General features: G+C 67.2%; 20 protein-coding genes and 1 tRNA gene. 11 read left to right on the top strand and 10 right to left on the bottom strand.

Features of this window, described 5'->3' with window-relative positions; translation table 11 throughout:
• Window positions 1-16: 16 nt before the first annotated feature.
• From E8P82_RS08250 to E8P82_RS08215, 8 genes are read right to left on the bottom strand one after another with little or no spacing between them, the layout of a single operon-like run.
• A complete protein-coding gene (locus tag E8P82_RS08250; protein WP_246021112.1) occupies window positions 17-1,513 on the bottom strand; it encodes a complex I subunit 4 family protein in 1,497 nt (498 codons plus the stop codon).
• The gene (locus tag E8P82_RS08245; protein ID WP_136454023.1) at window positions 1,510-3,441 is read right to left on the bottom strand and encodes an NADH-quinone oxidoreductase subunit 5 family protein; all 1,932 of its coding nucleotides are present in this window, start codon (window positions 3,439-3,441) and stop codon (window positions 1,510-1,512) included. Before E8P82_RS08245 ends, E8P82_RS08250 begins: the two co-directional genes overlap by 4 nt.
• The gene (locus E8P82_RS08240; protein WP_136454022.1) at window positions 3,438-3,740 is read right to left on the bottom strand and encodes an NADH-quinone oxidoreductase subunit NuoK; all 303 of its coding nucleotides are present in this window, start codon (window positions 3,738-3,740) and stop codon (window positions 3,438-3,440) included. The genes E8P82_RS08245 and E8P82_RS08240 overlap by 4 nt, the downstream gene beginning before the upstream one ends.
• Window positions 3,737-4,306 (bottom strand): NADH-quinone oxidoreductase subunit J, encoded by a 570-nt coding sequence (locus E8P82_RS08235; RefSeq protein ID WP_136454021.1) that lies wholly within the window; start codon window positions 4,304-4,306, stop codon window positions 3,737-3,739. The genes E8P82_RS08240 and E8P82_RS08235 overlap by 4 nt, the downstream gene beginning before the upstream one ends.
• Window positions 4,303-5,235, bottom strand: coding sequence for an NADH-quinone oxidoreductase subunit H (locus E8P82_RS08230; protein WP_246021110.1), 933 nt, complete (start codon window positions 5,233-5,235; stop codon window positions 4,303-4,305). Before E8P82_RS08230 ends, E8P82_RS08235 begins: the two co-directional genes overlap by 4 nt.
• Window positions 5,228-6,532, bottom strand: coding sequence for a hypothetical protein (locus E8P82_RS08225; RefSeq protein WP_136454020.1), 1,305 nt, complete (start codon window positions 6,530-6,532; stop codon window positions 5,228-5,230). Before E8P82_RS08225 ends, E8P82_RS08230 begins: the two co-directional genes overlap by 8 nt.
• Window positions 6,523-6,873: an NADH-quinone oxidoreductase subunit A gene (locus E8P82_RS08220; RefSeq protein WP_211096835.1), complete on the bottom strand. Its 351-nt coding sequence runs from the start codon at window positions 6,871-6,873 to the stop codon at window positions 6,523-6,525. Before E8P82_RS08220 ends, E8P82_RS08225 begins: the two co-directional genes overlap by 10 nt.
• A 58-nt stretch (window positions 6,874-6,931) precedes the next feature.
• Window positions 6,932-8,167, bottom strand: a complete 1,236-nt coding sequence (locus tag E8P82_RS08215; RefSeq protein WP_136454019.1) for a pyridoxal phosphate-dependent aminotransferase — start codon at window positions 8,165-8,167, stop codon at window positions 6,932-6,934.
• Window positions 8,168-8,392: 225 nt separating this feature from the next.
• On the opposite strand from E8P82_RS08215, the gene E8P82_RS08210 reads away from it, so the two are divergent.
• From E8P82_RS08210 to rplL, 7 genes are all read left to right on the top strand, one after another.
• Window positions 8,393-8,465 (top strand) — tRNA-Trp (locus tag E8P82_RS08210).
• 154 nt (window positions 8,466-8,619) lie between these two features.
• The gene (gene secE, locus E8P82_RS08205) at window positions 8,620-8,877 is read left to right on the top strand and encodes a preprotein translocase subunit SecE (protein ID WP_211096834.1); all 258 of its coding nucleotides are present in this window, start codon (window positions 8,620-8,622) and stop codon (window positions 8,875-8,877) included.
• A gap of 98 nt (window positions 8,878-8,975) precedes the next feature.
• A complete protein-coding gene (gene nusG, locus E8P82_RS08200; RefSeq protein ID WP_136454017.1) occupies window positions 8,976-9,905 on the top strand; it encodes a transcription termination/antitermination protein NusG in 930 nt (309 codons plus the stop codon).
• A gap of 122 nt (window positions 9,906-10,027) precedes the next feature.
• Window positions 10,028-10,459 (top strand): 50S ribosomal protein L11, encoded by a 432-nt coding sequence (rplK, locus tag E8P82_RS08195; protein ID WP_136454016.1) that lies wholly within the window; start codon window positions 10,028-10,030, stop codon window positions 10,457-10,459.
• A 134-nt stretch (window positions 10,460-10,593) separates the two neighbouring features.
• A complete protein-coding gene (gene rplA / locus E8P82_RS08190) occupies window positions 10,594-11,298 on the top strand; it encodes a 50S ribosomal protein L1 (protein WP_136454015.1) in 705 nt (234 codons plus the stop codon).
• Between the two features lie 366 nt (window positions 11,299-11,664).
• Complete coding sequence (rplJ, locus tag E8P82_RS08185; RefSeq protein WP_136454014.1) at window positions 11,665-12,309, top strand: 50S ribosomal protein L10; 645 nt, start codon at window positions 11,665-11,667, stop codon at window positions 12,307-12,309.
• A 57-nt stretch (window positions 12,310-12,366) separates the two neighbouring features.
• On the top strand, window positions 12,367-12,747 hold the full coding sequence (gene rplL, locus E8P82_RS08180; RefSeq protein WP_136454013.1) for a 50S ribosomal protein L7/L12: 381 nt from the start codon (window positions 12,367-12,369) through the stop codon (window positions 12,745-12,747).
• Between the two features lie 125 nt (window positions 12,748-12,872).
• On the opposite strand, the gene E8P82_RS08175 is transcribed toward rplL, so the two are convergent.
• On the bottom strand, window positions 12,873-14,072 hold the full coding sequence (locus E8P82_RS08175) for an acetyl-CoA C-acetyltransferase (RefSeq protein WP_136454012.1): 1,200 nt from the start codon (window positions 14,070-14,072) through the stop codon (window positions 12,873-12,875).
• Between the two features lie 90 nt (window positions 14,073-14,162).
• Window positions 14,163-14,762, bottom strand: a complete 600-nt coding sequence (idi, locus tag E8P82_RS08170; RefSeq protein ID WP_136454011.1) for an isopentenyl-diphosphate Delta-isomerase — start codon at window positions 14,760-14,762, stop codon at window positions 14,163-14,165.
• A gap of 81 nt (window positions 14,763-14,843) precedes the next feature.
• On the opposite strand from idi, the gene E8P82_RS08165 reads away from it, so the two are divergent.
• The 4 genes from E8P82_RS08165 (at window position 14,844) to rpoB (ending at window position 22,230) form a co-directional block, all read left to right on the top strand.
• Window positions 14,844-15,911, top strand: a complete 1,068-nt coding sequence (locus tag E8P82_RS08165) for a polyprenyl synthetase family protein (RefSeq protein ID WP_136454010.1) — start codon at window positions 14,844-14,846, stop codon at window positions 15,909-15,911.
• On the top strand, window positions 15,912-16,811 hold the full coding sequence (locus E8P82_RS08160) for a phytoene/squalene synthase family protein (protein WP_246021107.1): 900 nt from the start codon (window positions 15,912-15,914) through the stop codon (window positions 16,809-16,811).
• Complete coding sequence (gene crtI, locus E8P82_RS08155) at window positions 16,808-18,472, top strand: phytoene desaturase family protein (RefSeq protein ID WP_136454009.1); 1,665 nt, start codon at window positions 16,808-16,810, stop codon at window positions 18,470-18,472. Before E8P82_RS08160 ends, crtI begins: the two co-directional genes overlap by 4 nt.
• Before the next feature lie 248 nt (window positions 18,473-18,720).
• On the top strand, window positions 18,721-22,230 hold the full coding sequence (rpoB, locus tag E8P82_RS08150; RefSeq protein WP_136454008.1) for a DNA-directed RNA polymerase subunit beta: 3,510 nt from the start codon (window positions 18,721-18,723) through the stop codon (window positions 22,228-22,230).
• Window positions 22,231-22,323 lie beyond the last annotated feature (93 nt).

The raw sequence follows: 22,323 nt of genomic DNA, 5'->3' as shown, positions 1-22,323 counted from the left end.
CACGGCATTCCCGGCGTCATCGTCCGACGAGATCGACGACGACCGCGGCAGCCGGTTCGATCAGCTCCAGCAGCGGGCGGGGGAACACGCCGATGAGCAGTGAGAGCAGCAGCAGGGGCCCGATGGAGAGCACCTCCGACGCGCGCAGATCCGTGAAACCGACCGCCTTCTCCCGAACCTCCCCGGTCAGCAGACGCTGGGTGGCGAGCAGGAACAGCGCCGCTGTGAGCAGGATGCCCGGCAGTGCCAGCGCGGTCCAGGGGACCGCTCCGATGGCGCCGGCGAAGATCTGGAACTCGGCGATGAACCCGCTGAATCCCGGCAGCCCGAGCGAGGCGAACGCACCGACCGCGAACAGCACCGCGAACCTCGGGGCCACCGAGGCGAGGCCTCCGAAGGCACTCATGTGATAGGTCCCGGCACGGGCCCGCAGCACTCCCGCGAGCAGGAACAGGGCCGCGGTGATGAGGCCATGGCTCACCATCTGCGTCAGCGCGCCGGTGACCGCCAGTTCGCGTGCCTGCGTGTCGGTTCCTCCGGCCACGCCCGCCGCGCCGACAGCGAGGACCACGTAGCCCATGTGGTTCACCGAGGTGTAGGCGATCATCCGTTTGAGATCGGTCTGGGCCAGAGCCACCAGTGCTCCGTAGAGCACGGAGACGATTCCGACGACGACGATGACCCACGCCCAGTCCCGCCAGGCGGCCGGGAGCATGGGCATCGCGATGCGCACGAAACCGTAGGTGCCGAGCTTCAGCAGGATCCCGGCGAGGACCGCCGAGCCGATGGCCGGGGCGTCCGTGTGCGCGGGTGGGAGCCAGGTGTGGAAGGGGAAGGTGGGAGTCTTGATGGCCAGTCCGAGCAGGATGGCGCCGAGGACGAACCCCCCGGCCACGGGGTTGCCGTCCAGGGGCGCCGATTCTGCAAGCTCGACCATGTCGAAGGTCCGCGGTTCGGAGAAGAGATAGAGCCCGATGAAGCCCAGCAGCAGGGCCAGCGACCCCAGGAAGGTGTAGAGGAAGAACTTCAGGGCCGACGCTGCGGCATTGCCGTGACCCCAGCCCGCGATCACGAAGTACATACCCACGATCGACAGATCGAAGAACAGGAAGAACAGGATGAGATCCTGCGCCGCGAACACGCCGAGGCACGAGGTCTGCAGGAACAGGAACAGGGCGGACTGGGGTCTCGGGCGGTCCCGCTCCGCGACCGCGTGGACGGCGCAGGCGAGGAACACCACCGCTGTCAGTGCCAGTAACGGCAGGGACAATCCGTCCACGCCCACGTGATAGCTGCTGCCGACCGTGGGAATCCACGCCACCTGCTCCTCGAAGGCCACACCACCGTCTCCCGGCCGCTCGAAGCCGGCCCACAGGACGGCGACGAGGACCACCTCCACGGCCGTGACCGCCACCCATGCCCAGCGGGCCACAGCATCCGGGATGCCCGGGACGACCGCCAGGACGAGCGCTGCGGCAAGGGGCAGGAAAATGACGAGACTGAGCACGGTCACCTCACGAGGAGCAGGAGGATGAGTGCCGCCGCGAGGAACACGGCGGCCTGGGCGTAGTACTGGTGGACCTGACCGGTCTGCGGTCTCCGGGCCAGGGCCCCGAGACGGCGGGCACCACGGCCGACGGCGCGCACCACGGCGTCGATCCCGCCGGTATCGGCCCGTTCCAGCGCGACCGCGGCAGCGCTTGTGCCCCTGGAGGTCGCCGTCACTGCGCGATCGACGTGCGTGTCGTCGACGTGCGCGGCGCCCCGCGCGGTGCGTGCGACCAGGGCTGCTCCGTGCAGTAACCCTCGGTCCACCACATGGTCGTCGAACCGTGCCAGCGCCCTGGCGAGGGAGAGCACCGGAGCCACGACGAGCACGTGCGCTGCGCGCTCGAGGCCGAACCATCGAGCTGCCCAGCGTGGCTCCGGTACACCGACGCGGGCCACGAGGAGCAGGACGGCCAGGGCGAGGACGGCGGAGAGCACCAGCTCCCACCAGGAGGCCGTGGACGAGCCTTCGTCCCCCAGGAAGACCCGGAGCGTCGTACCCACGGGCGGAAGGGCGAGGACTCCGAGGACGGTGGCTCCGGCCGCGAGGACGAGCAGGGGGATCTCCTCCCAGAGCCCGATACGCCGTGAGCCCTGTTCCTCGGTGTCGTAGTTGAGGGACGTCGCCGGTCGGGGACGGCGCCAGACGATGACCAGTGCCTTGCCCGCGTACGCCGCCGAGAGCGCCGAGGCGATCAGGCCGATGACGTACAACCCCGGCGATGCTTCCCGCGCGGCAGCGAGTACCGCGTCCTTGGTCGACCAGAGTGCGAGCGGCGCCACGCCTGCGAGGCTCAGGGCCCCGAGAGTGAACGCGACGCCGACCAAGGGCCACCGGCGTGCCGCACCCCGCAGGGCGCGCAGCTTCTTGGTCCCCAGCGCCGACAGCCAGGCGCCGGCGACGAGGAACAGGAGGGCCTTCGTGGCTGCATGGGCGATCAGGTGTGCCGTTCCTCCCGCGACGGCGCCGAGACCGGCCCCGAGGACCACGAAACCGAGCTGCGCCGCCGTCGAGGCGGCCAGCAACTGCTTGAGATCCTTCTGCGCGAGGGCGACGACCCCCAGGACCAGGGCGGTCAGGACCCCCACCCACGCCGTGACCGCTCCGGCCCAGCCCGTCACCTGCAGCAGGGGTGCCACGCGCAGCAGCAGGTAGCCACCCATGGCCACCATGGCCGCCGAATGCAGCAGGGCGCTGACCGGGCTCGGTCCCTCCATGGCGCGGGAGAGCCAGAAGCTGAACGGCAACTGGGCTGCCTTGCCGAGCGCCGCCAGGAGGACGCCCGCAGCGATCACGTGCCTCCAGCCTTCCTCGGCAGCGGGCAGCTCCACGAACGCGGCGCCCGTTCCTGCTGCCAGGGCCGCCGCCGTCGCGCCGTAGAGCCCGAGGTCGGCGGTGCGGGTGGTGAGGAAGGCTGTCAGCCCTGCCGATACCCGGTCCTGGTCCTGCCGGCGGAAGCCGATCAGGGCGTAGGACATCGCGCCCATCACCTCCCAGGCGAACAACAGGGCGGGCAGGGTGGTCGCGGTGACGGTCACCACCACCGCTGCGACGAAGATCAGCATCAGGCCGTGGAATCGCGTCGGTGGCGACACCTCGCCGGCGATGTCGCGGGTCGAGGCGAAGACCAGGACCAGCAGCGCCACGAGCGCCACCGTCGGGAGGACCACCGCCGACAGCGGATCGACGGCGAGGCCGAAGCCGGCACCCGTGATGAAGGGAAGCTCCAGGGCCGGACGCCGTACTGCTGCCAGCACGGACAGCACAGTGATGAGTGCGACGACGGTGACCGAGAGCGGAGCGGCGATCCTCGTCAGGCGGCGCCCGCCCAGGCAGAGCAGCGTCCCTGCGAGCGCAGGCAGGCCGACCAGGGTCCACAGCAGTGCGCTCATCCGCTCAGATCCGTTGCCATGTCGGTCATGTCGGACTGCCGGGACCGGTTGAGCAGTGTCGCGACCGCGAAGCCCATCGCCATCTCCACGGTCATCGCCGCGATGACCACCAACAGGAGGACCTGTCCGTCCGGGGCAGGCGCGAGGAACCACCAGAGGCCCGCAGCGGCGAGGATCACGCCGTTGAGCATCAGCTCCAGTCCCATCATCACCATCACGACGACCTGCTGGGACAGCGCGCCGTAGACCCCGACGGAGAACAGACCCGCCGCCACCACCAGAACGGTATCCAGGGTCACGAGTCGTCCCCTTCCCTCGCGGGCCCGCTCGGTGTCCCGGCGCGCAGGTCATCACCGAACCTGTCGTAGCGCCCACGCGGGTTGGCCAGGACCAGGGCAGCCACGAGCGTGGCGAACAGCAGCGGGCTGACCGTGAGCATGACGAGCATCTTCGAGCCCATGATGGCCTCTCCCAGGGAGCGGGTGAGATCGCCTGCGGGTGCACCTCGGCGATCGGGCCAGTCGATGAGCAACGCGCCTCCGGCCAGGACGACGAACACTCCGACGGCCAGGACCAGCGAACCCACCTTGTTGTGCACCATGCTCATCGGCATCAGGGCCGGATTCATGCCCATGAACATGATCATGAAGATGCCCATGATCGCCATCTCCATCACCATCATCAGGATGGTGATCACCCCGATGTACTCGAGATTCAGCAGCAGCAGCATGGCGCCGACCGCCACGAAGGACACCGCCAGGGCATAGGTGGCCCGGGCCATGGAGTCCACCCGGAACACGGCGATACCGGAGGCGACGGACACGACCGCCAGGAGCCAGAAGACGCCATCGAGAACGACACTCATAGCACCACCATCACACCGACGAGAAGAAGTTGGAGCAGCACCGCGGGCAGGACGACGATCCAGGCCACCTCCGCGAGTCGATCCGGGCGCACCACGGGCAGGAGCCGCCGTACCCCGATGAGAGCCGCGAGCACGGCCAGGGTCTTCACGAGCGTCCACACCCACGCAGGAGCAAGAGGACCCGACCCGCCACCCAGGAAGAGTGCGACGACGAATCCCGCGCCGGCGCTCAGCAGCGCATACCGGCCTGCCAGCACCAGCAGACGGTCGACGCCCGACAGCTCGGCGAGGACACCGCCGGCGATGTCCTCACCTGCGGCAGCACCGAAGGGGCCCCAGACGGAGAACGCCACGACGCCTGCGCAGAAGACAAGGAAGGCCACGGGCATCCAGACCACGAACCACAGGTCCTGCTGCGCCGCGACGACATCCCCCACCCGCAGGCTGCCTGCAGCGATGGCAGGCCCCGTCAGGGCGAACATCAGCGGCAATTCGTAGGACAGTGCCTGCCCGAGGAACCGGTACCCGCCGATGAGTGCGTGGGCGCTGTTCGCTCCCCATCCGATCAGCCACACCAGGGCCCACACCATCACATCCATGGCGTTGAACCACACCATGCCGATGGAAAGATCTGCGACGGTCCACCATCCGAGCGGAACGACGACGACCTTCAGCAGCGCCACGACGAGCAGCCCCACCACGCCGATACGCCACAGCAGGGAATCCGCGGCCACGATCGTCCGGCGCCGTTGCCTCAGGAGGCGAGCGGCCTCCCAGAGCGGCGCGGTCACGCCCGAGAAGGCCCGCCGGCCCTGCAGCCGCGCACCCAGCGTCCCGTCGAACGCCGCGGCCAGGACCGCGACGACCCCGAGAAGCACGGCGGCGGTGAGGGCACCGAGCGGCCCTACCTGCACCATGCCCTCAGTCACGGTCGGAGCCTGCCAGTGCCACCGGTGCCGTGTCCAGTCCCAATGAGGCGACCACGAGCCGCGCGGCGGTGACATCGAGACCCGTGATCAGCCCGGGGATCTGCTCCACGCCGGCCGTCCCGGCGGTGGGGGAGTAGCGGACGGCGGTGACCGCGTCGGCCGCACTGCCCAGGTTCGTCTCGGCCGCGCCCAGCATGGCGAGCAACCGCTCGCGGGCTCCGGGGAGATCCTCCAGGGACCAACGAAGCACCCGCGACCGACGGATGTGCCGGCCGAGGTGCGCCACGTCCGCGGCGACCTGATCGGGTGGCGTTCCGTCCAGCACCGCATCACGAAGCCGCTCAGCCCGTGCCGCCATGCGCTCGAACCCCAGGAGGGACAGCAGGCCGGCCGCCTGGTCACAGGTCCGGGCACTCGTGAACCCAGGAGAACTACGCATCATCCCTGCGTCCCCATGAAGCTGCTCCACGCCTGGATCGGCGGCACGGAGGAGTTCCACGGAGGCGTCGGTGACGACGTCGCCCTGCAGCGAGCAGCGGACCACCAATCCTGCCGGCCAATGCGGAAGCACCGGACCGAGCGAGACATGCAGGACATCCAGATCGAGGCCGTCCCTGTCGGTCCCCCCCTCGGCCAGGCCGATCCCGCCGGGCATCGGCATGTCCATGTCGCCGTGGTCCATGCCCGCATGGTCCATGTCCGCTTGGTCGCCGTCCCCGTGAGACATCCCCTTGTGGTCCATGCCCCCATGATTCATATTTGCCTGGTCGTCCTCACCGTGGTCCATGCCGCCGTGGTCCGTGTCCTCGTGCGCCGTGTCCCCCTGGTCGCCGTCCTCGTGGGACGTGTCGCCGTCACCGTCAGCAGCAGACTCCGGCTCGGTCTCCTCGGTCTCCTGATCCGATCCGTGGTCGTGGTCGTGGTCGTGGTCACTCGACGGTCCAGCGGCCGCTGCGGTCCGGGCGTCGGCGTCGTCGCGCTGGGTTGCGCCGTCCAGGAGCGCCTGCACGGACCTGTCCAGCACCGCGAGGACCTGGTCCGGATCCATTGCGTCGACCCGTACCCTCGGGCCGGGGAGCTGGTCCCAGACGCGGTCGAGGACCTCGCCGAACTCCGGGCCCGGTAGCCCGCAGGTGAGCAGGATGTCGGAGTCCGCCGGTGCATCCGCGCGTACCCAGCCCCGACGACGCAGCTCGCGTTCGGCGCTGATCCGGGTGAGGGCCCATCCGGGGACCTCGACGACGAGCACGTGCGGACGTCGAGCAGCCATGCGGGCGACGGCGGACATCAGGTCCACCGCAGCGCCCCTTCGCGCCATGCCCAGACGACGCCGGCCATCAGGACGCCGAGGAAGACGAACATCTCGATCACGGCGCCGATCCCGGCGTCGGCGACGATGACCGCCCACGGGTACATGAAGAGCATCTCGACGTCGAACGCCAGGAAGAGCATCGCGAGGGGATAGTACCGCGCGTGGTAGCGGGACAGTGCGTGCTCGGACGGTTCCCAGCCGGACTGGAACGGCAGGCTGGTCAGGGGCTCACGGGCAACAGCGACGAGCCGCGCCGCACCGTACAGGCACCCGGCGACGACAAGTGCGACGAAAAGCATGAGCAGGATGTTGAGATACGCGGACATGCGGGCCTCCTGATGTGCAGTCGGCGTCAGCGGACTTCCCCGAGCCCATCGACGCTCCTCAGCGGGCTGAGCCCAGGAACTCCTGCAGCCGGCCCACGCCCGTTGCGAGATCCTCGTCCCCGAGGGCATAGGACAGCCGGAGGTAGCCACTCGGGCCGAAGGCTTCCCCGGGAACGACGGCGACCTCTGCCTTCTCCAGGATCAGCGCGGCCAGCTCGGCCGACGTCGCGGGACGCACGCCGTCGAAATTGCGGCCGAGGAGGCCTCGGACATCCGCATAGGCGTAGAAGGCACCGTGGGGAGTGGGACACTCGACGCCGTCGATCGCGCTGAGCCCTGCGACCATGGCCCGACGCCGCCGATCGAAGGCCACCTTCATCTCGTCGACGGCGGTCAGCGGCCCGGACACCGCAGCCAGGGCGGCCATCTGCGGCACGTTGGAGACGTTCGAGGTCGCGTGCGACTGCAGATTGGTCGCCGCCTTGATCAGGTCCTTCGGCCCGATCATCCAGCCCACACGCCAGCCCGTCATGGCGTAGGTCTTCGCGACGCCGTTGAGGATGACGAGCCTGTCACCCAGCGACGGCGCAGCCGTTGCGATCGAGGTGAAGGGGACGTCGTCGTACGTCAGGTGCTCGTAGATCTCGTCCGTGAGCACCCACAGACCACGTGCTGCGGCCCATTCGCCGATCTCGCGAACGGCATCGGGGCCGTAGACGGCCCCTGTCGGGTTCGACGGCGAGACGAAGAGGAGCACCTTGGTGCGCGGTGTCAGCGCGGCAGCGAGCTGATCCACCGTGACGAGGTACCCCTGCTCGGGGCCGGCGAAGACCTCCACGGGCACTCCTCCCGCCAGGCGGATGGCTTCGGGATACGTGGTCCAGTACGGGGTGGGCACCAGGACCTCGTCCCCCGGATCGAGCAGCGCCGCGAAAGCCTCGTACACCGCCTGCTTGCCGCCGTTGGTCACCAGGACCCGAGCCGGGTCGGCCTCGTACTGCGAGTCGCGCATGGTCTTCGCCGCGATCGCCTCCCTCAGTTCCGGAAGGCCGGCGGCGGGGGAATAACGGTGGAATCGCGGTTGCCGGGCGGCGTCGATGGCGGCATCCACGATGTAGTCGGGCGTCGGGAAGTCGGGCTCGCCTGCGCCGAACCCGATCACCGGGCGACCGGCGGCCTTCAGGGCCTTCGCCTTCGCATCGACCGCGAGGGTCGCGGACTCGGCGATGGACGCGATCCTGCCGGAGATCCGGGGAAGCGCTGCGCGGATGGAGTCATCGGTCGTCACGTTCATCGGGTCCCGTTCAGTGAGGTTCCATGGATACCCTCAGCTTAGGTGTCACCGGGGCATACCGCAGTCCTGGACCCGGCCGTGCGGCGTGGTCGACCGGTTCGACGTTCGGCCCCCCAGTGCGTAGACTTGATCCTCGGTGTTGGATCGCCATGATGGACCGTGCCCTGGCAGGGGCCGTCCGGAGTCGGTGCAGCACTGGTGGTGGTCGGCGATGTTGCTGATCGAAGGGTAGTGGCGCAATTGGTAGCGCAGCGGTCTCCAAAACCGCAGGTTGCAGGTTCGAGTCCTGTCTGCCCTGCGCGTGGTCCTCGCGGTTCACAAGGCGAGGATGCGGCAGAAACAGATCACGAAGATCCGGCGCGGTCGCATCCGCGGTCGGCGGTAGACACGATCAGTCGGGACGCCGTGCGGTGGCCCCGGCCGGAGTACCACACAGATAGATGAGGTTGACGGTGACCGACACTGCTGCGAGCAGCTCCAGGGGAAGACCTCAGGACAAGGAAGGTCCCCGGCGCGGGTTCTTCGGACGGATCATCCTGTTCGTCCGGCAGGTCTTCGCCGAACTCGCGAAAGTCGTCACGCCGACGCGCCGCGAACTGGTCCGCTTCACCATCACCGTCCTGATCTTCCTGGTCATCATGATGCTCCTCGTCACTGCGCTGGATCTGCTGTTCGGCGCGGGCGCGGTGTGGGTCTTCGGCGACAGCTGAGGAATTCTCCGTCGAGTATCCCGTTACACCAGCAGACGCGGTGGGTGCACAACAGACAAGCAAGACAACTTCCGAAGAATGTCAGAAAGCAGGGCTAGGTGTCCGAGCAAGAACTCGAATCGCAGATCACTTCCGAGAACGGTCTGGAGAACGAGGAAAACGTACGGGACGGGGTCGAGTCGGCTCCGGGATCGGACGTGCCTGCTGACGGATCCGCAACAGGATCCGACGACGCAGTACCTGCCTCCGACGACGCGGAAGCCACTGCAGCAGACGAGACGGACACCGACATCGACACGGACACCGCGGCAGCCACCGAGCCGGCAGTGGACGACATGGGCGACGCCACCGAGGACGACGCGGATGGCGCGGTGTCGGACACCGCGGAGGAAGGTTCCGGGGCGAGCGACGACGAGCGCCCCGCGGAGGATCCGGTAGCCGACTTCAGGGCGAAACTGCGTCGGCAGGAGGGTGACTGGTACGTCATCCACTCCTACGCAGGATACGAGAACCGCGTGAAGGCCAATCTCGAGACGCGCATCCAGACCCTGGACATGGAAGATTTCATCTTCGAGATCCAGGTGCCGATGGAGGAAGTCGTCGAGATCAAGAACACCACCAGGAAGCTCGTCAACCGCGTACGGATCCCCGGGTACGTCCTGGTCCGCATGGAACTGACGGATGAGTCCTGGGGCGCGGTGCGGCACACCCCGGGCGTCACCGGGTTCGTCGGCAACGCCCACAACCCTGTGCCGCTGAGCCTGGGCGAGGTCTTCTCCATGCTCGAGCACACGATCGTCCACCTGGACGCGGAGTCGGGCAAGCCCGTGCAGCCGCAGTTCACACCTGCGACGGTCAACTTCGAGGTTGGCGAATCCGTGACCGTGAACGAGGGTCCGTTCGAGACCCTCCCGGCGACGATCTCCGAGATCAAGCACGAATCACAGCAACTCGTGGTCCTCGTGTCCATCTTCGAGCGCGAGACGCCGGTCACCCTGTCCTACAGCCAGGTCACCAAGATCCAGTAAAGCTTCGACGTCGTCCGGCCGGCTCGGCCGGACGGCATCGCAAGGGCCGTCACGCCATGACGGCCACCATCCTCAGGACGCTCCTGTCCGGAGATAACGCACTGCAAGAGAAGGACCCTTTCATGGCCCCCAAGAAGAAGGTCACCGGCCTCATCAAGCTGCAGATCAATGCAGGAGCCGCCAACCCGGCCCCTCCCATCGGTCCCGCCCTTGGCCAGCACGGTGTCAACATCATGGAATTCTGCAAGGCCTACAACGCCGCCACGGAATCCCAGCGCGGAAATGTCATCCCCGTGGAGATCACTGTGTACGAGGACCGCTCGTTCACCTTCATCACCAAGACGCCGCCGGCAGCGGAGCTGATCAAGAAGGCGGCAGGAGTCGCCAAGGGATCGGGCACTCCCCATACCGTGAAGGTCGCCACGCTCACCCGCGCCCAGGTCGAGGAGATCGCCACCACGAAGATGGAAGATCTCAACGCCAACGACGTCGCAGGCGCAGCGAAGATCATCACCGGGACGGCCCGTTCCATGGGTATCACGGTCGAGGGCTAGAAGCCCCACCCCTGCTCTGCCGGCGTCGCCGGTCAGGGCACAACCATTCACGACACGCGGCGTTCCGGCGTCCCGGGTCAGTGGCAGGGCCGAGCGCGGTCCGACGACCACGACTGCATAAGGAGAACAAGCAGATGGCACAGCGCAGCAAAGCATACAGAGGAGCCGCAGCGAAGATCGATGAGGGCAGGCAGTACGCGCCCATCGAGGCCGTGAACCTCGCAAAGGACACGAACCCCTCGACCTTCGACGCGACGGTAGAGGTCTCCTTCCGTCTTGGAGTGGATCCCCGTAAGGCGGACCAGATGGTCCGCGGCACCGTGAACCTTCCCCACGGCACCGGCAAGACAGCACGGGTACTGGTGTTCGCGACCGGCGAGAAGGCAGAAGCGGCCATCGCCGCAGGTGCCGACTTCGTCGGTTCCGACGACATGATCGAGAAGGTCTCCGGCGGCTGGACCGACTTCGACGCAGCCGTCGCGACGCCGGACCTCATGGGCAAGGTGGGGCGCCTGGGCAAGATCCTCGGTCCGCGCAACCTGATGCCGAACCCGAAGACCGGGACCGTCACGGCCGATGTCACGAAGGCAGTGACGGACATCAAGGGCGGGAAGATCGATTTCCGCGTCGACAAGCACTCGAACCTGCACTTCATCATCGGCAAGGTGTCCTTCGACGAGCAGAAGCTGGGCGAGAACTACGCCGCCGCCCTCGAGGAGATCCTCCGGCTCAAGCCCTCCGCGTCGAAGGGTCGGTACATCCAGAAGGCAACGGTGTCGACCACGTTCGGCCCGGGCATTCCGGTCGACCCGAACGTCACGAAGGTGTTCGCAGGCTAGGACCTCCGTCGGCGAGGCCCCGCGGTTCCACCCGCGGGGCTTCTTCGTGTCCATCACCGGCCGCCGGAGATCCGTCCCGGCAGATCGATTCCTGCTGTCGGCCGATTTTGCCGGATCGGGCCGCTCCCGTACGCTTGGACTACCAAAGACCGTCGGTCGATCCACCTCCGCTTCCCGTGGGGCGCAGCAGCGTTCCACGTCGAAGAAGGAGAAGGATCCGAAAGCTCCCTTCTGGGGCGGCCTACGCAGGTGAACGAAGCTCCTCCCATCCGTGTCCCACGAATGGGAACCAAGCCCCGTGCATCTGCGCGGGGCGTTTTTTGTTGGAGCGGGAACGACCGGCGCACAATCCCCGGAAGGAGGGTTATGGCAACGCCGACAAAGGTTTCCGCAGTGGACGAGATCACTACCGATTTCAAGGATTCCACCGCTGCTGTCCTGACCGAATACCGCGGGCTCACTGTTGCTCAGCTCAAGGAACTGCGTCGCTCCCTCGGAGCCGACACGAAGTTCTCCGTCGTCAAGAACACCTTGACCGGTATCGCGGCGAAGGAGGCCGGCATCGACGCGTTCGATGACCAGCTCTCCGGACCCACCGCGATCGCCTTCATCAAGGGTGACGCCGTAGCTGCGGCGAAGAGCCTCACGGATTTCGCGAAAGCCAACCCGAAGCTCATCATCAAGACCGGCATCTTCGAGGGCAAGGCCCTCGACGCATCAGCCGTCGCCGCCCTGGCAGCTCTGGAGTCGCGCGAGTTGCAGCTCGCGCGGGTGGCAGGGGTCCTCAAGGCTCCCATGTCCGCCCTGGCACGCACCGTCGACGCACTGCGCGTCAAGCTCGAGGAGGCGGGCGGCGCTGCACCGGCAGCGGACGACGCCCCGGCTCCCACCGAGGAAGCCGAAGCGGCGGCAGAGGCCGTCGCTCCAGCCACTCAGGACGACGCCGCCGCGCCGGCGGACACCGCCACCGAGGCGCCCGCCGAGGGAGTTGCAGCACCCGAGGAGAACTAGTTCTCCTCGGTCCACACACCGAAGGTGCCGTGCACCACTGAAGGAAGGACGCCACCCATGGCGAAGCTCACCAACGAAGAGCTCATCGAAGCTTTCAAGGAACTGTCGATCATCGAACTCTCCGACTTCGTGAAGTTGTTCGAGGAGACGTTCGACGTCACTGCCGCTGCAGTCGCAGTCGCAGGCCCCGCAGGCGGCGGTGCAGGCGAGGCGGTCGAGGAGGAGCAGACGGCGTTCGACGTCATCCTCGAAGCTGCCGGCGACAAGAAGATCGCAGTCATCAAGGAGGTCCGCGCGCTCACCTCGCTGGGCCTGAAGGAAGCCAAGGACGTCGTCGACAGCGCGCCCAAGGCTGTTCTCGAGGGCGCCACGAAGGAAGCTGCGGACAAGGCCAAGGAGTCCCTCGAGGCTGCCGGCGCCACCGTCACGCTCAAGTAGCAGTACCCCGCGATTCCGGCGGTCCGCGTCACAGCGCAGAGCACCGCAACGCAGAGGAAAGCCCCGCTTCGCCAGGAAGCGGGGCTTTTCTTCTGTCGTCGTACCGGCCCGAAGTGGCAGGCGGCTCAGCGCCAGAGCAGCAGTGCCTCTCCCTGACCCCCACCGCCGCAGAGGCTGACGGCTGATCGTCCGGTACCCCGACGTTCCAGTTCCATCGCGGCGTGCAGTGCGAGGCGGGCGCCCGAGGCGCCGATGGGATGACCCAGGGCGATCGCCCCCCCGTGAATGTTGCACTTGTCCAGCGGGTAGTCCAGATCCTGCAGGGACTGTACCGCGACCGAGCCGAAGGCCTCGTTGATCTCGATGAAATCGAGATCCGTGGCCGTCCACTCCGCGCGGGCGAGTGCCTGCTTGATGGCCTCGGACGGCTGGGAGTGGAGTGAGTTGTCGGGTCCGGCGACCTGGCCGGGCCTGCCCACCACGGCCAGCAGATCGAGCCCTTCCTCCTCCGCATAGGCTCGCGTGGTGATGACGAGCGCCGCGGCGCCGTCGGACAGGGGCGAGGAGTTGCCCGCCGTGATCGCACCGTCCGGGCTGAAGGCCGGTCGCAGCTTCGCGAGTGACTCGACCGTCGTCGTCGGGCGGATACCCTCGTCGGCGGTGAGGACGACGTCGTCGCCCCTGCGCTGCTTCACCGTGACCGGGACGATCTCCCGGGCCAGGACGCCACTGTCGGTGGCTTCGGCCGCGCGCCGGTGCGAGGCGGCAGCGACGGCATCCTGCGAGGTGCGGTCGATCTCGAGGCGGACGTTCCCTCGCTCCGTGGTGGCTCCCATCGACTCGTGGTCGAAGGCGTCGGTGAGACCGTCGTGGGCCACGGAGTCCAGGGCCTGGATGGACCCGTAGTTCCACCCCTGACGGGATCCCGGCAGGAGGTGCGGTCCGCGGGTCATCGACTCCTGGCCTCCGGCGACCACCACGCGCGCCTCACCGCTGCGGATGAGGCGCGCGGCGTCTATCACGGCGGTCAGGCCGGAGAGACAGACCTTGTTGAGCGTCACGGCCGGGACGCTCCAGCCGATCCCCGCCATCACGGCACTCTGCCGGGCGGGATTCTGCCCGCAGCCGGCCTGGACCACGTGGCCCATGATCACGGCATCGACGGCCGCTGTTTCCACTCGCGAGCGCTCCAGCGCCCCGGTGATCGCCCGCGAGCCGAGCTCGACGGCCGTGAAGGAGGCGAGCTGCCCGTTCAGGCGCCCGAGCGGTGTGCGTGCTCCGCCGACGATCACGACGTCGTCGGGGGATGGCGTGGGTGTCGCCATGGCGAATCTCTCTTTCCGTCGGTGGATGCTACAAGACTAGATGCCTTCCCGACCAGCGCTTCACCCGGCAGGGCGCTGGGCGTCCGGAGCTCAGGCGGCGTCCCGCGGTCCCGGGCCGCCGGCTCCCTGCGGGTACAGCAGTGGGAGCTGGAGGGTGAGCCAGGGGCTGAAGGCCCAGGGTGTCGCAGCGACGGCTGCGACGAGCTGTGCAGGATCCACCCACTGGACGTCCATGACCTCCTCCGGCACGGGGGACACCGGCTTCTCGGCCACCGCGGTGTAGACGGGGCAGATCTCGTTCTCGACGATGCCCGAGGCGTCGACCGCCCGGTACCTGAAGTCGGGGAGCGCGGTCCTGATTTCGCGGACGGAGAAGCCGAGCTCCTGGGCGGCCCGACGTCGTACGGCGTCCTCGACGTCCTCCCCGGGCGCAGGATGACCACAGAAGGAGTTCGTCCACACGCCCGGCCAGGCCTTCTTGTCCAGGGCACGCCGCGTCACCAGGATCCGCCCCGCCTCGTCGAAGACGTGGGTGGAGAACGCGAGGTGGAGCGGGGTGTGGTGCGTGTGCACCGTGGCCTTGTCCTGCGTGCCGATCGGCGTTCCGTCCTCGGCGAGCAGGACCACGACCTCGGCGCCGCCGTCCTCGTCGGTCCCGCCCTGTGCGCCGGGCCGTGCTTCGCTCGTCATCGTGCCACCTTCTCGTTGCTCGTCCGTCCGGACGGCCCGATCTCTTCGTCAGCGACGCCCTATCCGTTGTTTACTTTACCTATGGACATGGACACCCTGCTGGTCGAGCCTGTCGGGCTGGAGGAGGTCGAGGGTGCTCTGGCGCGCTTCTTCGAGGAGTCGAAGCTGCGCGCGGAGAAGATCAGCCAGGGCTACCACGGCCTGTGGCAGACCCTGGAGCAGTGCACGGCCGGAGGGAAGCGCTTCCGCCCCCGGCTCGTCATGTCCGCCTACCGGATGCTCGGCGGCACCGATGTCGACAACGCCGCGGAGCTCGGTGCGGCCTTCGAACTGCTGCACACGGCACTGATCGTCCACGACGACGTCATCGACCGGGATTTCGTCCGCCGCGGTATCCCCAATGTGTCCGGTCGGTACCGGTTCATCGCGGAGAGAGCGGGCATGGATCCCGCAGGTGCACGCCACGTCGGCTTCTCCGCTGCCGTCATCGCGGGTGATCTCGCGCTGTCCAATGCCCACCGGCTGCTGGAACGCGTCGAGGCTCCCTCCGGTGTCCGGCGCCGCCTAAGCGAGATCCTCGACGAGGCCGTGTTCGCCTCCGCGGCAGGGGAGTTCCTCGACATCGAGACCTCGCTCGACGCCGCCATGCCGCCGCTCGAGGACATCGTGCACATGGCGCGGCTGAAGACCTCCGTCTACTCCTTCGAAGGCCCGCTGCAGGCCGGAGCCGTGCTCGCGGGTGGCTCGGAGGACGTGATCACCAGATTGGGCGAGTTCGGGCGCGACGCCGGGATCGCCTACCAGATCGCCGACGACATCCTCGGCGTCTTCGGCAACGAGACCCGTACGGGCAAGACGAACTGGGGGGACCTGCGTGAGGGCAAGCGTACGGCCCTGATGTCGTTCGTCTCCGCGCGCCCGGAGTGGGACAGCATCTCCGCCCTGGTCGGTGATCCGCAGATGTCCGCGGCGGAGGCCGACTACGTTCGACGCATCCTCGTGAACTCCGGGGCCAAGGACTACTCGGCGCATCTTGCTGCCGACTATGCCCGCCGGGCGCGTACCCATCTGGAATCCGATGCCGTGCCCTCCGCACTGCGGGCCGCCCTCGATCCTGTCGTCTCCGCCGTTGTGGACAGGGTGCGCTGAGTGAACCTCGACGACTCGCTGCAGCGTTACAGCGCTGCTGCACTGAAGACCTCCGCTGAGGTGATCCGGATCTATTCGACCTCCTTCGGCATGGCCGCGCGGATCCTGGACCGGACCACGCGCGGCCACATCGAAGCGGTCTACGCCCTGGTGCGTATCGCCGATGAGATCGTCGACGGCGCAGCAGCCGGTGCGGGTCTGTCGGCGAGCGAGGTGGCGGCACTCCTGGATGATCTCGAGCGTGACACCGAAACGGCACTTCGTACCGGCTACAGTACGAACCTCGTGGTCCACGCCTTCGCAGTCACGGCGCGCTCGACCGGCATCGGCACCGAGCTCACGCGACCGTTCTTCGCCTCCATGCGCGCCGATCTCACGCGGAACGAGCACACCCAGGAATCCTTCGACCTCTACGTCTACGGCTCTGCGGAGGTCGTGGGCCTGATGTGCCTGCGGGCTTTCCTCGTGAAGCGCCCGGTGGGACGTGAGGGGGAGGCCGTCCTGATCGATGGCGCCCGGCATCTGGGCGCGGCCTTCCAGAAGATCAACTTCCTGCGCGATCTCGCGGAGGACTTCTCCACGCTGGGACGCAGTTACTTCCCCGGTATCAGCCCCACGAGCTTCTCCGAGGCGGACAAGCTCCGTCTGCTGGACGAGATCGACGAGGACCTGCGCATCTCGGCTGCTGCGCTGCCGGGGTTGCCTCCGACCGCGCGCCGGGCCGTCTCGCTCGCGCAGGCTCTGTTCGCCGAACTCGCGCTGAGGCTGCGGCGGACACCCGCCGAGGAACTCCTCAGAGCACGCATCCGGGTACCCAACCCGGTCAAGATCCGCATCATGGCGAAAGCCTTCACCGGTCGCGCGGTGCCGGGACTCGTCGCGCAGGAGAGGACGGCATGAGAGCAGAGCAGCCCGAACGGAACCCGGCGGGCACGGGACCAGGCGCGAAAGAGGTCGTCGTGATCGGCGCCGGGATCGGGGGACTGGCGACGTCGGCCCTGCTGGCGCGGGAGGGCCACCGGGTGACCCTGCTCGAGAAGCGCGATGAGGTGGGCGGCCGGGCGGGCTCCTGGGAGCAGGACGGCTTCCGCTTCGACACGGGACCCTCGTGGTACCTGATGCCCGAGGTGATCGACCACTTCTTCAAGCTCATGGGCACGAGCGCCGCGCAGCAGCTCGATCTCCGGAAGCTGGACCCGGGATACCGCGTGATCTTCCAGGAGGGCCTGGACACGGTGGATGTCCCCGCGGAGCGGGAGGCCGTCACGAAGCTCTTCGAATCGATGGAGGCCGGCGCCGGCGAGCAGCTCTCGGCGTACCTCGATTCGGCCGAGGACGCCTACGAGATGGCGAAGAAGCGCTTCCTGTACTCGACCTTCGAGTCCTTCGCCCCGTTCCTCCGGCCCGATGTGCTCCGACAACTGCCCCGGATCGGCTCACTGCTGCTGCAGTCCCTGAACTCCTTCGTGGAGAAGCGGTTCAGGGATCCCCGGATCCGGCAGATCCTCGGCTATCCCGCGGTCTTCCTCGGTAGTTCACCCTTCGAGGCGCCGAGCATGTACCACCTGATGAGCCACCTCGACCTCGACGACGGCGTGCTCTACCCGATGGGCGGCTTCACCACCCTCATCGAGGCGATGCGCCGGGTCGCGGTGGAGGCCGGCGTCGAGATCCGCACCGGCGCCGACGTCGTGTCCATCGACACCAGTGCCCGCACACCGGGGAGATCACCGCTGGACCGGCGTTCAGCGGTGGTCAGGGGCGTGACGTACCGCGCGGCGGGGAAGCAGGCCTTCGTCCCCGCCGACCTCGTGGTCTCGGCGGCGGACCTCCACCACACGGAGACCGCGCTGCTCCCCGGTGAGCTGCAGACGTACCCGGAGAAGTACTGGCAGAAGCGTGTGCCGGGCCCGAGCGCCCTGCTGCTGTACCTCGGGGTGCGGGGCGAATTGCCGCAGCTCGAACACCACACGCTGCTGTTCACCTCCGACTGGCGTGAGAACTTCGGCCGGATCTTCGGCAAGGAGACCTCCGTACCCTCGCCGGCGTCGCTCTACGTCTGCCGGCCCAGCGCGACCGATGATTCCGTGGCGCCGGCCGGGCACGAGAACGTCTTCGTGCTCGTGCCCATCCCCGCCGACGTGAGCATCGGCAGGGGCGGCCTGGAGGGCGGGGGAGACGCGCGGGTCGAAGTGCTCGCCGACGAGGTGATCGGTCAGATCTCCGCATGGGCGGGGATCCCGGATCTCGCTGATCGCATCGTGGTACGCCGCAGCTACGGACCGCAGGATTTCGCGGACGACCTCAACGCGTGGCGGGGTACGTCGCTGGGACCGGCGCACATCCTGCGCCAGAGTGCCTTCTTCCGCGGCTCGAACAGGAGCGCCAGGGTCGAGAATCTTCTCTACGCGGGCAGCTCCACGATCCCCGGCATAGGTATTCCGATGTGCCTGATCAGCGCGGAACTGGTGGTCAAGCGGCTGCGCGGAGACGTCAGTACGGGGCCACTGCCCGAGCCAGCGCCACGCCGGCGGGCTCCCCAGGGAGCGCGCGGGGCTTGACGGCGCAGCGGATACAGGTTATTGGACATCTGCAGGTTCTTCCCGTAATGTAGATCTTTGCGTCTTCCCTCTAAACCTCAGCCTTCATATAGCGGTGGGCTTTGCTCTGCTCTCGTCGTTCGATCTGGCCTCCTGGTTGGGATACACGTGGGCAGTTCAGGTAGGCACTGAGATCCCTGCAGCATACTGCGGTGGCGGTGCCGAGGCGGAAGCGCTGACAAGCCTGACGGTCTGTGGAAGGATCCCTCTTGGTCGCCTCGAGCACCTCTAATAATGCAACCGCTACCAGCCAGGTCGACGCCGACGGCGTCGCACCCCGGCTCTCATTCGCAAAGATTCACGAACCGCTTGATGTTCCGAATCTCCTCGCCCTCCAGACGGACAGCTTCGACTGGCTCATCGGCAACGAGCAGTGGAAGGCTCGCGTCGAGGAAGCGCTGGAGAACGGGATCCAGGGCATGGCCACCACGTCCGGCCTGGCCGACATCTTCGAGGAGATCTCCCCGATCGAGGACTTCCAGGGCACCATGTCCCTGAGCTTCTCGGAGCCCGAGTTCGCCGATCCCAAGTACACGGTGGCCGAGTGCAAGGATCGCGATGCGACCTATTCTGCGCCCCTGTACGTCAAGGCCGAGTTCATGAACAACAACACGGGCGAGATCAAGCAGCAGACCGTGTTCATGGGCGACTTCCCGCTCATGACCGACAAGGGAACCTTCGTCATCAACGGGACCGAGCGCGTCGTCGTCTCGCAGCTCGTCCGTTCACCGGGTGCCTACTTCGAGCGCACTGCCGACAAGACCAGCGACAAGGACATCTTCAGCGCGAAGATCATCCCCTCGCGCGGTGCCTGGTTCGAACTCGAGATCGACAAGCGTGATCAGGTCGGTGTGCGCCTCGACCGCAAGCGCAAGCAGTCCGTCACGGTGCTCCTGAAGGCACTGGGCTGGACCGAGGGGCAGATCCTCGAGGAGTTCGGGCAGTACGACTCGATCCGCGCCACCATGGAGAAGGACGCGACGGAGACGCGGGAAGATGCACTCCTCGACATCTATCGCAAGCTGCGCCCGGGAGAGCCGCCCACGGTCGAGGCGGCCCAGACGCTGCTCGACAATCTTTACTTCAATCCCAAGCGCTACGATCTCGCGAAGGTCGGCCGGTACAAGATCAACCGGAAGCTCGGCATCGACAAGAGCCTCACGGACGATGATGCGTCGGTCCTGAACATCGACGACATCGTCGCCATGATCAAGTTCCTCGTCGCACTGCACGCGGGCGACAAGACCCTCGCCGGCAAGCGTGACGGCGAGAACGTCGAACTGCGCGTCGAGGTGGACGACATCGACCACTTCGGCAACCGCCGTATCCGCGCCGTCGGTGAGCTGATCGAGAACCAGGTGCGCACCGGGCTCTCGCGCATGGAGCGCGTGGTCCGTGAGCGGATGACCACCCAGGACGTCGAGGCCATCACCCCCCAGACCCTGATCAACATCCGGCCCGTCGTGGCAGCGATCAAGGAGTTCTTCGGCACTTCGCAGCTGTCCCAGTTCATGGACCAGAACAATCCGCTCGCCGGGCTGACGCACAAGCGCCGCCTGTCCGCGCTGGGTCCGGGCGGTCTCTCACGCGACCGCGCCGGTATGGAGGTCCGCGACGTCCACCCCTCGCACTACGGACGCATGTGCCCCATCGAGACCCCTGAAGGTCCGAACATCGGTCTGATCGGCTCGCTGGCCTCCTACGGTCGTATCAACGCCTTCGGCTTCATCGAGACCCCGTACCGCAGGGTCGTCGACGGAGTGGTCACCGACCAGATCGACTACCTGACGGCCGATGACGAGGTCGAGCGCCTGATCGCCCAGGCGAATGCGCCACTGGACGCCGGGAACACCTTCACCGAGGACATGGTGCTCGTACGCACCCGCGGTGGTTCGGGTGAGCCCGTGCTCGTCGAGCCGGATGAGGTCGAGTACATGGACGTCTCGCCGCGGCAGATGGTCTCCGTCGCCACGGCGATGATCCCGTTCCTCGAGCACGACGACGCCAACCGCGCACTCATGGGTGCGAACATGCAGCGCCAGGCTGTTCCCCTGCTCCGTTCCGAGCGTCCCCTCGTGGGCACGGGAATGGAGAAGAACGCAGCCGTCGACGCCGGCGACGCAGTCACCGCGACGAAGGCGGGCGTCGTCAAGGAAGTGTCCGCCGACCTCGTCAGCGTCCTGAACGACGACGGTACCGAGACGAACTATTCGATCATGAAGTTCGCCCGCTCCAACCAGGGCAACGCGTACAACCAGCGCGTCCTGGTCGGCGAGGGTGATCGCGTCGAGTACAACACGATCATCGCCGACGGTCCGTCCACTGACCAGGGTGAGCTGGCACTGGGCAAGAACCTGCTCGTGGCATTCATGTCCTGGGAGGGTCACAACTTCGAGGACGCGATCATCCTCTCGCAGCGCATCGTCTCCGACGACGTCCTGACCTCGATCCACATCGAGGAGCACGAGGTCGACGCCCGCGACACCAAGCTCGGGGCCGAGGAGATCACGCGTGACATCCCGAATGTCTCCGAGGAGGTGCTCGGCGCACTCGACGAACGCGGCATCATCTACATCGGGGCCGAGGTCGAGGCCGGCGACATCCTCGTGGGCCGGGTCACGCCGAAGGGCGAGACGGAGCTGACCCCCGAGGAACGGTTGCTCCGCGCCATCTTCGGCGAGAAGAGCCGTGAGGTGCGCGACACCTCGCTGAAGGTCCCCCACGGTGAGTCGGGAACCGTCATCGGTGTGCGCATCTTCGACCGTGACAACGACGACGAGCTGCCTCCGGGCGTGAACCAGCTGGTCCGCGTCTACGTGGCACAGAAGCGCAAGATCACGGACGGTGACAAGCTCGCCGGACGCCACGGCAACAAGGGCGTCATCTCGAAGATCCTGCCCGTCGAGGACATGCCGTTCCTCGAGGACGGTACGCCGGTCGACATCGTGCTGAATCCGTTGGGTGTGCCGGGCCGGATGAACGTCGGTCAGGTGCTCGAGATCCACCTGGGCTGGGCGGCCAAGCAGGGCTGGAAGATCGAGGGCGAGCCGGACTGGGTCCGGAACCTGCCGAATCTGCCCCGGGAGGTCTCGTCCACCACCGTGGCGACGCCGGTGTTCGACGGCGCCACCGAGGACGAGATCGTCGGCCTGCTCGGTTCCACCAACGTCACCCGTGACGGCGATCGCCTGATCGGTGAGACCGGCAAGGCGCGGATGTTCGACGGACGCTCCGGCGAGCCGTTCCCGGACCCGATCTCCGTGGGCTACATGTACATCCTGAAGCTCCACCACCTGGTGGACGACAAGATCCATGCGCGATCCACGGGACCGTACTCGATGATCACCCAGCAGCCGCTGGGCGGTAAGGCGCAGTTCGGTGGCCAGCGCTTCGGTGAGATGGAGGTCTGGGCCCTGGAGGCCTACGGAGCGGCGTACACGCTGCAGGAACTCCTGACCATCAAGTCGGACGACATCCACGGACGCGTCAAGGTGTACGAGGCCATCGTCAAGGGCGAGAACATCCCCGAGCCGGGTGTCCCCGAGTCCTTCAAGGTACTGATCAAGGAAATGCAGTCGCTCTGCCTGAACGTGGAAGTCCTTTCCACCGACGGCACCACGATTGAAATGCGTGACTCGGATGAAGAAGTCTTCCGGGCCGCGGAGGAACTGGGCATCGACCTCTCACGGGCCGAGCCGAGCTCTGTCGAAGAGGTCTAGGCGACATCCGGATCAAGTCTGGTCCGGCGCCTGGAGGAAGGCGGCTTTAATATTTCGGAGGCCGTCCGCGGCCGAGGAAATTTCGTTGCCGCC

It is taken from the genome of Arthrobacter echini, assembly GCF_004803505.1.
GTDB lineage: Bacteria > Actinomycetota > Actinomycetes > Actinomycetales > Micrococcaceae > Arthrobacter_D > Arthrobacter_D echini.
Note: the sequence above shows the minus strand (reverse complement) of the source record. Positions and strands in the feature narration are given on the sequence as shown.